The 11771-nt window shown below is 42.4% G+C and carries 9 protein-coding genes and 1 tRNA gene; 3 read left to right on the top strand and 7 right to left on the bottom strand.

The genetic code is table 11. From position 1 onward, the window contains the following. The first annotated feature begins 5 nt into the window (after positions 1-5). A complete protein-coding gene (locus L870_RS0111115) occupies positions 6-1085 on the top strand; it encodes a hypothetical protein (RefSeq protein ID WP_028518205.1) in 1080 nt (359 codons plus the stop codon). 157 nt (positions 1086-1242) lie between these two features. Here the strand turns inward: L870_RS0111115 and L870_RS19505 are convergent, their stop codons facing one another. Then, positions 1243-1776, bottom strand: coding sequence for a S41 family peptidase (locus L870_RS19505; RefSeq protein WP_028518204.1), 534 nt, complete (start codon positions 1774-1776; stop codon positions 1243-1245). Between L870_RS19505 and L870_RS19500 the strand changes: the two genes are divergently transcribed. Both L870_RS19500 and L870_RS17385 read left to right on the top strand, forming a co-directional pair. Next, positions 1672-2241: a reverse transcriptase family protein gene (locus L870_RS19500; RefSeq protein WP_242836512.1), complete on the top strand. Its 570-nt coding sequence runs from the start codon at positions 1672-1674 to the stop codon at positions 2239-2241. The two genes, L870_RS19505 and L870_RS19500, sit on opposite strands and share 105 nt — an antisense overlap. A gap of 499 nt (positions 2242-2740) precedes the next feature. Continuing rightward, positions 2741-3280, top strand: coding sequence for a recombinase family protein (locus L870_RS17385; protein ID WP_278244614.1), 540 nt, complete (start codon positions 2741-2743; stop codon positions 3278-3280). Between the two features lie 275 nt (positions 3281-3555). On the opposite strand, the gene L870_RS0111095 is transcribed toward L870_RS17385, so the two are convergent. The 6 genes from L870_RS0111095 to L870_RS18580 form a co-directional block, all read right to left on the bottom strand. Next, the gene (locus tag L870_RS0111095) at positions 3556-4434 is read right to left on the bottom strand and encodes a carbon-nitrogen hydrolase family protein (protein ID WP_028518202.1); all 879 of its coding nucleotides are present in this window, start codon (positions 4432-4434) and stop codon (positions 3556-3558) included. Between the two features lie 4 nt (positions 4435-4438). After that, positions 4439-4984: a prolyl-tRNA synthetase associated domain-containing protein gene (locus tag L870_RS0111090; protein ID WP_028518201.1), complete on the bottom strand. Its 546-nt coding sequence runs from the start codon at positions 4982-4984 to the stop codon at positions 4439-4441. A gap of 36 nt (positions 4985-5020) precedes the next feature. Then, a complete protein-coding gene (locus tag L870_RS0111085; RefSeq protein WP_028518200.1) occupies positions 5021-6070 on the bottom strand; it encodes a Fic family protein in 1050 nt (349 codons plus the stop codon). A gap of 380 nt (positions 6071-6450) precedes the next feature. After that, positions 6451-6526: transfer RNA gene (locus L870_RS0111080), tRNA-Trp, on the bottom strand. A gap of 159 nt (positions 6527-6685) precedes the next feature. Beyond that, positions 6686-9679 (bottom strand): carbohydrate-binding domain-containing protein, encoded by a 2994-nt coding sequence (locus L870_RS0111075; protein WP_028518199.1) that lies wholly within the window; start codon positions 9677-9679, stop codon positions 6686-6688. A gap of 292 nt (positions 9680-9971) precedes the next feature. Then, on the bottom strand, positions 9972-11648 hold the full coding sequence (locus L870_RS18580; protein WP_051411522.1) for an EAL domain-containing protein: 1677 nt from the start codon (positions 11646-11648) through the stop codon (positions 9972-9974). Positions 11649-11771 lie beyond the last annotated feature (123 nt).

The following is an 11771-nucleotide window of genomic DNA, read 5'->3' as shown; positions in this document are numbered from 1 at the left end:
TATATATGGAGATTGAAATTCTCCGGAATATAATAAAAAAAGGAATGATTAAAATGAAAAACGTGATCAAAAAAACAGTGTCGGCTATTGCATCTATTGTACTTGGATGTAGTATGATAACAACATCACAAGTATTTGCAGATAATAGCAGCTACATGAAAGATTTTGAAGAAAGGATGATAGCGGCACAACAAGCAGACAGCGACTTGTTAACTATTGTTGATAGCAAAGAAAAATCAACATGTATGCAAGGCATGGCAACAGATGGAACTTATATTTATGTTGCTAAAATAAAAACAGATGATAGTAATGTGAGAATTATTAGATACAACACAGAGGGTAGATATCCAACAGTTTTAAAAAATAAAGATAAAAAAGATTACATTGGTAGTGGACATGCTGGTGATATGACGGCAGTACGATATGATGGTAAGACATATTTATTAATATTAAATAAATATAATGGATATTCCATTATTGAAAAATTTTTTATTGATCAGAATAATGAAACTATGGAAAAACGTGGAACATATAAGGTTAATAAAGAATTAGGTGGAATAGCTGCTGAAGCTTTTCAGAACAGAAATTTAAGTGTAGATAGATATTGCAATTTCTATTTAAAAACCGGAGGCAAAGTTTACAGTGCGGTATTAGATATGGAAGCAAATAAAAATAACTATCCTATTAATTTAACAGACGCCAATGTAATAGTAGGTGATTGGAAACGTGTATTTAATTGTAGACGGGTATGGAATGGTACTGATATAGAATTAGATCAAAAGGCTAAAAGGCTTAACGATTGCAAGTCTCAAGGAATCGGATTTTATGGATCTAATTCATGTAAAATACTCTACATGGTGTATTCTGATAAAAAAGGAGAAAATTTTATTATCGAATATGATTTAAACAGTAAAGATAAAGTGAATAGGGTATTTAATGCACATGAAGTAACTATCACCAATAAAAAATGCAAAGACAGATTTGAAATGGAAAGCTGTGTAGTTATCGGAACAAGCACATATTATAATACAAATTGCCAAAAAGATGGGAAAAATTACGATGGTATATATAGATATCATTATTAATTCTTGAGTATTTATGGACGGTGACGGCATTACAGTAGGCGATGCTCAGCTATACAGAAAAAATGCTCGGCTCGGAGTAAAGTTTGATAATTTGTAATTCAACATATAATAAAAAGCAGCCTGTAGAAATTCAGGCTGCTTTATAGTTTTCAGGCTCTTATTTCCCTTCCAGATAGGCCACTGCCCAGTCAAGCTCGTAGTCCTGCTTATCGCGGAAGATCTTCATCGCGGCATCATAATCAAGCGGAATGCGAACCTCCACCGGATTGCGGCTGATGCGGTCGGCGCGGGTATCCACATTCGGAACGGAATTCTCGTCAAGGATAAGTCCGACAGGATAGCCGATGATGATTGTGCCGCCGGACAAGACAATGCTGCCGCCAGTCTCCTGATTGCAGCCACAGGGGTCAGTGATGCCGGCAAGGGGCACATTCGGGAGCTTCGAGAGATACAGCGCGGTGCCGTCTCCTGCACTCACGCATTCATAATTTTTCAGCGCAACGACCTTAAGATCGGCAAATTCGCCGTCCACGTGGATGCCGTGCTCGGAAACGATCTTATATTGCGCGTTTTTGCGGATACCGAGATTCTGTCTGGTATATTCCTGATCCGTCAACAAGTCGCAGAGCGCACAGCCAATCTCGTCAAGACCGCCCTCGTTGTTGCGCAGGTCGATGACCAGATACTCCATCTGTATCAGCTTGAAGTTTCGGATTTCTCGACTGCGTACTGCAAGGGTAAGTCCCTACTTGATAACGTCTCTCCGCATATTGGAAAGGAATGTGTTCTTAAGATTGATATATCACACTTCTTTGACAGTATTAATGATGATATGGTCTATCTTGTGATGAAGTGTCTCGGTTTATCGATTCCTGCAACTACGCTGCTGACACATCTCTGCACATACAAAGCAAGATTGCCGCAGGGAGCTCCGAATTCGTCTTACATAGCCAATCTGGTAATGAAACAGTTTGACGAAAAATTAGGACATTTGTGCTGCGCACACAACATAACGTATACTCGATACTGCGATGATATGACATTCTCGGGCAATAAGGCTGATATACGCAGTGCTAATGTCGTTGGCAAAGTCAGGCGTATGCTGTACCGTATGGGATTTAAGCTTAACGATAAGAAGACTGTGTTTATCAGCTAATCGCAGCAGCAGAGAGTTACGGGCATAGTTGTCAATGAAAAGCCAACGCTGTCCCGAAGTCAAAAACGCACGCTGCGTCAGGAAGTCTATTATTGCCAGAAGTATGGAGTTGCTGATATCATCAACCGCAAGGGACTTGATATATCTCCCGACAAATACCTGCACTCGCTCCTCGGACGTATAGCGTTTGCGCTGCAAATCGAGCCTGACAACTCTGAGATGAAGGGATACTTTGAAACAGTCAAAAGTCTAATGAATACTTGAGCCGCCAGTGATGGCGGCGATTTTATTATATGAATATAAAATGAAGTGTCCTAAAAAGTTTACTTTATTGCACACCTAGAAATTGACCAAAAAAGTGTACATAAAAGTACCATTTGGACTTTATGGACGTCCACAAAGTAACAACCACATTTTTGGACAAATTGGAGGTAATATGGACAACAGAATCTACGGTTATGCCCGGGTATCTACCCGGGAACAGAATGAAGATTGACAGATTGAAGCTCTCACCAAGTTTGGCGTACCTGAGCAGAACATTATCATCGACAAGGCTTCCGGTAAGGATACCGAACGTGAGGGTTACCAGTATCTAAAACGTCAGATACTTCGCAAGGGAGATACGCTCGTTATCAAGGAACTGGACAGGCTCAGTCGTAACAAAGCTGATATAAAGCGAGAATTAGAAGAGTTCAAGGGTATGGGAATCCGTGTAAAGATACTGGATATCCCTACAACGCTCACTGACTTTCCGCCGGAGCAGGCATGGGTACTTGAAATGATCAATGCTATACTCATAGAGGTACTTGGAGCAATAGCCGAGAATGAGCGTAATAAGATACGCGCTCGTCAACGTGAAGGCATTGAAGCTGCCAAAAAGAAAAACGTCCGCTTCGGGCGACCTTCAACGCCTCTGCCTGATAACTGGCATGAGGTGCTGACAGAAGTCCGATACGGAAATAAAAAGCCTGTTGAGGCTATGAGGGAATTAGGTATATCCCGTTCGTGCTACTATAGGCTTTGTAATAAAATATCATAATATAGCTTGTTCAAAATATGGCAAGCTTAAAGAAGAATATCAGCTCCCGCAAGGGAGCTGACTTCTTTTATTATCGTTATACTGCCTTTTAGTCGTGTGCATTTCACCTGTTTTTTATGCACACGGAGCTGCAAAATTGCATTTCAAACTGCTTTATGTAGGTAACAGAAAAGCCTGTATTTCGGTGCTTTTCTCGAAATACAGGCTTTTTAATTCTGGCGGACAGAGAGGGATTCGAACATTCATTACATTCATAATATTCTCATATTCAATTACTATTCCTTTTTATGTTCACTCTCATAAGACTTGATACCTGCTTCTGTATCGGGATTGAGAATACAGTGCTTGAACAGCCAGTTACCGCGCAGGATGTCTTCGCCATAAAAACGGATTTCCTTATGCATTTTCTTAGGCTGAATATCGACCTCTGCACCTATTATTTCGGGAATATCCGTATTTATCGGTACAGATTCTTGTGCATATATCCTGCTCATACCATTCATTCTGAAACCGTATTTCTTCATCATTGCGCCCATTTTTCCAGGCATATATTCAAGTTTACCTGTACTGTTCACGTAGACAACAGGGACTCCGAATGCCTCAACATAAGCCATACAGCGCTTGTCGTTTTCACTGCGTTCTTTATCTGGTTTATTCGGGTCCGCAGGGGAACCATGCGGAAACAGTATCAGTGAAAGCTCCTCATTACTGACGTTATCGTAGAAGTGCTTGCGGCGTGAATCGTAACAGATACCAACACCAACGTTTCCAAATGGAGTATGAATAATACTGCCGAAGTTTCCGCGTTTGAATACTGCCGATTCACCCTCAGACTTAGTAACAGTACCACATACTCCGTCAGGACCTGAGATCATATAGCGGTTATAGTAGTCACCGTTCTCTTTATCAAGATAGCCTGCTCCAATGTAGATATTGTACTTTTGGGCGATGTTGACAGTCCATTCACTTGTGCCACTACCGCAGTCATCTGCAAGCTCCCATATCTTCTGACTTGCCATATAACTGCATATAGCAAGCTCTGGCATAACTACTATATCAGGCTTGGGAAGCTTTTTAATAAGCCCCTCAATATAAGCCTTTCTTGGTTCGATACCTTTAATATCATTATCAAGCTCCAATGCAAATATACGCATAATATCACTCCACGGGAAGGTCGATGAATGTTGGCTCATGCTTAGCTGCTCGGACATATTTGAGCATATCCTCTCGGAGCAGGCGAACAGTTGAAGTATTGATGCCCGGATGTCCACAGATGTATTCATCGCTCATAAGGTCATTATCAATGACGAGCTGAATGTTGTTATCAGTATCAAATATCAGCTCAAGTGCTGAAACAGAGCCGGGGATAGTATGCAGAAATTTCTGCATTTTATCGGCTTCCGCAAATGAAAGGCGCGCACAGTTAAGCTGCGAGGTCAGAAACTTTGTCTTGAACGGCTTGTCTCCAGGCATAAGCAGCATATAGAAACTTGTCTTCTGACGGTTGCAGAGAAACAGATTCTTGCAGACCTTAGCCCCAAGCACAGATTCTATCAGCAGGCAGTCCTCCATAGTATCAGCGTGGTCATGATCTGCTCTCTTGTACTCGATGCCAAGAGAGTCAAGTTTATCATATATTGCTACTTCGGGCTCGGAACGATTATTTGTTGGTCGTCCGCTGTAAAGAGTATTATCTATATTCATAATCTTACTCCTTTGATTATTATCTCTTCTATTGCTTCAAATGTCGCTTCGAGTATAGAATGTGCTTCGACCGCTGCCATGCTTTAAGAGAAGTCCCTGTTCAACAAGCTGCTTGATAGAGTTCTCAACAGAAGCCTTGCTAATTGTCGGGCAAAGCTCCATGACTTCACTCTTTGTAAATTTACCTATCTTATTATAAACAGCACGACGTACCATTTCTATTGCCGGCAGTTTTTCATCGACCAACGCCACACGTTCCTCAAAGTTACGATACGCAGCAAGAATAGTCTGCAACAAATACTTTATAAACGGAGCAGGATCTTCTTCGCCTTCGTTCCATCCTTTTTGGCAATGTTCCAGTGCATCGGAGTAAAGGTTCTTGTTCTTGGCTATCTTGCTTTCGAGGGAGATATATCTGCCGATTACATAACCTGAACGATACAACAGCAAAGTTGTGAGCAGACGGCTCATTCTGCCGTTGCCGTCATTGAAGGGGTGTATACAGAGAAAGTCGTGGATAAACACAGGTATCAGAAGCAGTGCGTCGATATCCTGCGAGGCGATTATGCGATTATAGCTGTCACATATAGTTTCGATAGCCACCGGAGTTTCATATGGCGGCAGAGGAGTGAATAATACGAATTCACGTCCGTTAGCATCTGTCGCACTTATATAATTCTGAGAGTTCTTGAATGTGCCACCGATGCTTTTATGAGAATACTTATATAGGTCACGGTGGAGCTGGAGAATGTAGTTCGATGTAATAGGTATATACTCGAAGTTTTCGTGAATGGTATTCAGCACATCACGGTAGCCCATGATCTCTTCCTCATCACGATTTCGGGGAGTTGTCTTGTCCTTGACAAGCTGTAACAGACGAGTATTAGTAGTCCGAATACCTTCAATCTCATTGGAAGCCTCTGTACTCTGGACCTTTGCAATCTCGATAAGGCGGTCAAGCTCGGCAGGTTTCTGTCTAAGGTAAAGCTCCTGCCTGCCTTTATATTCGTGGATCTGGGCTACAAGACCGATGATCTCGCTGTCCCATGAACGTTTTGCAAGTTCGCTGTAATCAAAGTTTCTCATAAGCTCACGCTCCTTTCTCATAATTATAGCCGCTTTTAGGAGAAAAGTCAAGAGATTAGGCAAAAATAACTCCTAAATGTTATTATGTGTTGGGCGATAACCGTTATTCATTTCTATAACACAATAGATATATTATGATACTCAGTTTACGCTTACTGACAGCTGCAATTATGGATACTCATATATAGAAACGCAGCTCCCGCGAGGGAGCTGGCTTCTTCAATAGCTTTGTACCACCATTATATTTCGTGTGATTTTGTGTGCATTTCACCTGATTTTTATGCACACGGAGCTGCAAAAATGCAGTTCAACCTGGTTCGAATAGGTAAGAGAAAAGCCTGTATTTCGGTGTTTTTCTCGAAATACAGGCTTTCATGATCTGGCAGGGGCAGAAGGACTTGAACCCTCGGCACGCGGTTTTGGAGACCGCTGCTCTACCAACTGAGCTATACCCCTATTTTTGCTGCTCATCAACTGCAACATAATAATTATATCAGAAAATGAATAAAATGTCAACAGTTTTATGAAAAATTTATTTTTTAACTTTATGTTTACTGTAATTCATATAATAATGATGATTCACCCCCTCGTTATGAGGGGGTGAATCAATTATCATCAGAACTTTAATGCTGAACGGATTATCTGGAAACGAGCGATGAGGAAGTCAATAACGGAAGTGTTGTTATTGAACATTCCGCCGCCACCGCCGCCGAATCCGCCAAAGCCGCCGAAGCCGCCTCCGCCGAATCCGCCAAAGCCGCCTTCAAATGCCCAGCTTTCTTCTGTGTTTACAGTATTTTCGGGTTCATCAGAGTTGAACTGGAAGCCCCAGTTGCCCTGCTGGCCCCACTGTTGGTTATTGCCCTGCTGGCCTTGCTGACCCCACTGTTGGTTGTTGCCCTGCTGACCCCACTGTTGGTTGTTACCCTGCTGGCCCCACTGCTGGTTGTTGCCTTGCTGGCCCCACTGCTGATTATTGCCCTGCTGGCCGCCGCTTGTCTGGAGGCCGTTAGCACTTTTAGTTGTATTTGCGTTGAACTGATCAACTGTGAATGCTGAAAGCGGATCTGCCTGAATGTGAGGACGGATCATGTCAGCGATCTTAGTAACAAATGACTCAGGGTCGCTGTAGTAGTTAAGGATATCCTTTACATAGCCTACATACATATCGTAGTATTCAGGTATCTGGAGAAGTCTTGCGAAAGGTCTGTACTCGAGAGTAGCCTGATAGAGGCTTGTTGTGATATCAGAGTTTACGGCATCAGTACCGCCCATAAAGTTACCTAAACAGAGGTTGTAGTCCCAGCCTACAAAGTAATGCTTGCCGCCGGTATAGATAAGGTAGTAGTTATGTGCGAGTGAACCGTTATAGCTGTCGTAGTTGCACATTACAGCATTAACTGCAAAGCCCTTGAGGAAGCTTGGAACGTCCATGATATCCTCGATGAACTTGTAGTTTGAAGAAGTCATCTTGTTGATAGCTGTCTTGAGCTCTTCAAGGTGAGTGAGCTGCTCGTCGTTGCCGAATTTAAGGTCGAGGTTGTTTACAGGCATATTCTGGGTGAATGTGCTGTAGCTGTCGCCTCCGCCCATTCCGCCCCACATACCGCCGCCGCCGGCCTGGTTGCTTCTTTCGGTAGCCTTGTAGAGGTTTGAATCATCATCTATAGCATAACGCTCTGCGAGAGTTGTGCCCGGCTGCTCAGCGATCATGTAGAAGCTGTAGAGCTTGCCGTTGAGGTACATATCGGAGTAACCTGCCTTAGGAGCAACACCGTCTATTTCGTACATAGCGTCATAGCAGATGATATCTCTCATGCATGAAGGATCTGAGTAGAAATTATTTACACAGAACTCTGTGAGTCCGTGGTAGTTGTTGAACTTTTCGTACTTATCGAGCTTGAAGCGGAAGCTGTACTTGCCGTTCTGTACCATCATTCTTGAGCTGTTGCCCTTTGTTCTGATACCAACGTTCTTGATCTCCTCGCCGTCAATAACTACGTCACAAGGAGCCCATTCTTCCTGCTGAGCTACCTTCATGAAGTTATTCCAGTCATTTTCTGACATCTTAACTTCAACCTTATGAACTGATGACTGATCGAAGAGCTCGCCGTAGAGCTGCTCAGCATCGTCCATATCGTTGTTTACGTCCTTGAATGAAGCAGGCTTGCCTGGCTTGAAGGTATTGCCTGTGCTGTGCTTCTGCTTGATACCGCCTGCAAATACCTTGTAGCTTGCGCTGTCTGAAAGATCGGGAGAAGAAATAAGAGCAAACTTGTATTTCTTGAGAGTATTTACTTCAAGAAGTATCTTGTTTGAAGAATCAGTAACAGCTATAGGATTGTTCTTTGACCATTCCTTTGCAAAGTCAAGGAGCATAGCTGACTGAGCTGTAGAAGTAAGGTTCTCTATCTGGCAGTCTGTAGAAGTAGCAACGATAGTACCGCCTGTAAGGTTGATATTGCCTGTACTTGTAAGGCTCTTGTCGCCGTTTGCACTGATATCGCCGCCTGAGATATTGATATCTGTTTCAGCCTGGATAGCATCGCTGCCGCTCTTTATGCTGATCTTACCGCCTTCGATATCAACGTTGCCCTTTGAGGACTTGATACCGTCGCCTTCAGCCTTTATGCTAACAGTACCGTTCTTGATAACAACGGACTTCTTACCCTTTATAGCGTCGTTTCCGTCAGTTTGGTTGAGAGTATCAACGTTGATAACACCGCCGGTGATCTTGATATCGTTGTTACATACGATAGCAGGCTGAACATTAGCGGTTATAGTGATAACACCTGTACCTGCATCGCCGCCCTTGATAGTGAGATCGTCCTTAGCTTCGATAACAGCACTTTCAAGGAAGTCGCCTGTGTAAGCAGCCTCTGTATCTGTAATAGTATTCTCTGTACCATCGGCAATTGTGATAGAGGTCTTGTCTGCATTCTTTATAAGAATAGCAGGAGCGCTCTTGCCTGTGATCTTAGCGCCGCTGAGTACCAGCTTGACGGTATCCGGATCAGCCTTGTCATCAGGAACTTCAACGTAGATCTGACCGTCGTTGAGAGTACCGTCGATAGTATAAGTACCCGAATGTGAGATCGTAACCTTTGATCCGCTTGCTTCAGCATATTTGCCGTCAACGGTTATTGAGTTTCCGTTGAGGTGGATCTTTGTATTTACGTCCTCCTTGGGGACTGTAACTACAGGTTCGGTCGTGGTGGTTGCTGTAGTTGTGGTAGCAACAGCAGTAGTAGTGGTTGTCTGACCGCCGTTGTCCTTATAAGACTCGGGGAGCACGCTTATAGCGTTGAGAAGATAACGCTGTATTGAAAGGGCATCGCTTGAGGTAAGACCTGAACCTCTTTCAAATACATCGGCTCTGTCTGCGCCTTCCTGAGTGATATGGCCTTCTGCTGAGCCTGTTACTCCGTACTTGCTTGGATTTGCGAGTGACTGCATTACAAGTACTGCATCGGACATATCAACGATTCCGTCGCCGTTTGCATCGCCGTAAACGATAGTATCTGCTGCTGAAGCTGCGGTCAGCGTTACAGCCGCAGAGCTGATAATACAAGCAGACATCAAGCCTGCAAGCATGGTTTTCTTTTTCATGTGTACCATCCTCCTAACATACCTCTTGAAAGATATTATTAATAGATGATTACATAATAATGAATATATCTTAAAATAATCTTAAATCAACCTTAAAAAACGGCATTTTTACTGTAAATTATAAAAAAATAGCGGGAATATACTTATTATAATTATAAAATATTATCAATTTATAAAAATATTTTGAAAGTAATATATTATGATATTGCTTTTTTGCTTAAATTATATCACTTAAACATGAGATAAAAACAGCCATAGTATACGAACATAAGCCGTGATACTATGGCTGTTATCAGATAAACATATCTGTATCTTCTTTTAATGCTTCCAAAGCCATTCTTTGAGCTGTATGAGACATTGACTGTATGACAAAAAGGAATCTGTCGCCTTCTTCTACGGTGGTCAGGATTATCCTGATATCTTTTATCAGAAACTTTCCGTCCTGATTTCTGATATGGAAGGGCTGCTGAAGAATGGAATTTTCGGATTTTTCGATATGCTTCTTCACAAAGTCGAAATCTGTGAACTTGATAAATCTTTCGCGCTCGCTTTCGATCACTTCGTTTTCTGCAAAAAGAAGCCTTGCCTTATCCAGCGGCATAGTGAGATATTCGTTTTTGAAGCCTATTTTTGAGTAGAGTCTTGTAATGATGCGGTTGTTATCGTGGTCGATAACGGTTATGTGGTCGTATGTGTCGATGAGGATACGGCTGTATTTTTCAAACATCTGCTCACGGTTGGCATTGCGGGAAGGATCGAAAGTCTTTATACTTGCAGCCAGCATATATTTATTGCCGGTCTTGGCTATGCACTTGGTTGAGTATGTGAAATATATATCGTTTGCGTAGTGATCTTTCTTTATGAGCTTGCCTGTCTTGAGGGAAAGCTCTATCTGCTCGTTGATGTTCTTGAAATAGACTATTGGCATATTGGCTATAGCTGACTCCATTTCATCTGTGTTTTTGTAGCCAAGCTTTTTTATCTCGTCTATATACGCCTTGTTTGAGTACTGGAATTTCACCTTTTTCCCATCTATCTCAATGAGTGCAAGCGATGTGGGACTTTCGCGCAGTACCGAAGTATCGTCGATAGGGAAGTCATCAGAAGATATCTCGTTGAATGGGTCGGGACTCAGGAAATTCACCTTGCCGATAGTATCCCAGTAGTCGCTTTCGCTGCGGGCTTCAACGATTATATCTGAGGTCGTGAGGTACTCAATATACATTTCGCTGCTCATGGGCTTTGAGTAATAGTATCCTTGCAGCATCTCGCAGCCGATAGTGCGCAGGAAAGTTATCTGTTCCTTTGTTTCAACACCTTCGGCAAGAGTGTGTATGCCTATAGCTTTAGCCATATTTACAACTGACGAGAGTATCTTCTTGGAGCGTATACCGATATCGCTGAGGAAGCGCATATCAATTTTCAGAACGTCAAAGCTGTAGTCCTTGAGTACGTTCAGCGAGGAATAGCCGCTTCCGAAGTCGTCCATGAATATAGCGAAGCCTGCCTCGTGGAAACTGTCGAATATCCTGCGGAAATAAGCGGTATTGTCCAGCATAACGCTCTCGGTTATCTCGATATGTATAGCAGTAGCAGGTACGTTATACTTCTCTAAGATATCGGAAATAGCCTTCAGCATATCCATTTCGTTGAAGTCGAGACGGGATAGGTTTATGGAGAACGGGTGCAGCGGCAGACCTTTCTCGCGCAGCTCATTATAAGTATAGCAGATATTTTCGAGTATCATCATGTCGAGCTTATGGATAAGCCGATTTTTTTCGAGAACGCTGATAAAAAGGTAAGGGGAGAGGAGTCCCATTTCGGGGTCCTGCCAGCGGGCAAGAGCCTCAACGCTGCATATCTGTTCGGTAAGAGTACGGATAACAGGCTGATAATAGGCTTTTATATAACCTTTTTCCAGAGCAGAATCGAAATTTTCGATAATATATTGTTCATCAATATGCTGCATAACAACTCTCCTTTATAAAGAATTATTATTATAAAGTTATATCAGTTCATATTCATAATATATTATAGCATATAAAATGCAGTAAATCAATGAAAAATGAAAAAATTTATGGTAAATTCAAAA

This window comes from Ruminococcus flavefaciens ATCC 19208 (assembly GCF_000518765.1).
In the GTDB taxonomy this organism is placed as follows: domain Bacteria; phylum Bacillota; class Clostridia; order Oscillospirales; family Ruminococcaceae; genus Ruminococcus; species Ruminococcus flavefaciens.
Note: the sequence above shows the minus strand (reverse complement) of the source record. Positions and strands in the feature narration are given on the sequence as shown.

Excerpts from the sequence above, each read along its gene's own strand:
- L870_RS0111115 (WP_028518205.1), top strand. The coding sequence starts at position 6 with ATGGAGATTGAAATTCTCCGGAATATAATAAAAAAAGGAATGATTAAA.
- L870_RS19505 (WP_028518204.1), bottom strand. The coding sequence starts at position 1,776 with ATGGAGTATCTGGTCATCGACCTGCGCAACAACGAGGGCGGTCTTGAC.
- L870_RS0111095 (WP_028518202.1), bottom strand. The coding sequence starts at position 4,434 with ATGCGTATATTTGCATTGGAGCTTGATAATGATATTAAAGGTATCGAA.
- L870_RS0111090 (WP_028518201.1), bottom strand. The coding sequence starts at position 4,984 with ATGAATATAGATAATACTCTTTACAGCGGACGACCAACAAATAATCGT.
- L870_RS0111085 (WP_028518200.1), bottom strand. The coding sequence starts at position 6,070 with ATGAGAAACTTTGATTACAGCGAACTTGCAAAACGTTCATGGGACAGC.
- L870_RS0111075 (WP_028518199.1), bottom strand. The coding sequence starts at position 9,679 with ATGAAAAAGAAAACCATGCTTGCAGGCTTGATGTCTGCTTGTATTATC.
- L870_RS18580 (WP_051411522.1), bottom strand. The coding sequence starts at position 11,648 with ATGCAGCATATTGATGAACAATATATTATCGAAAATTTCGATTCTGCT.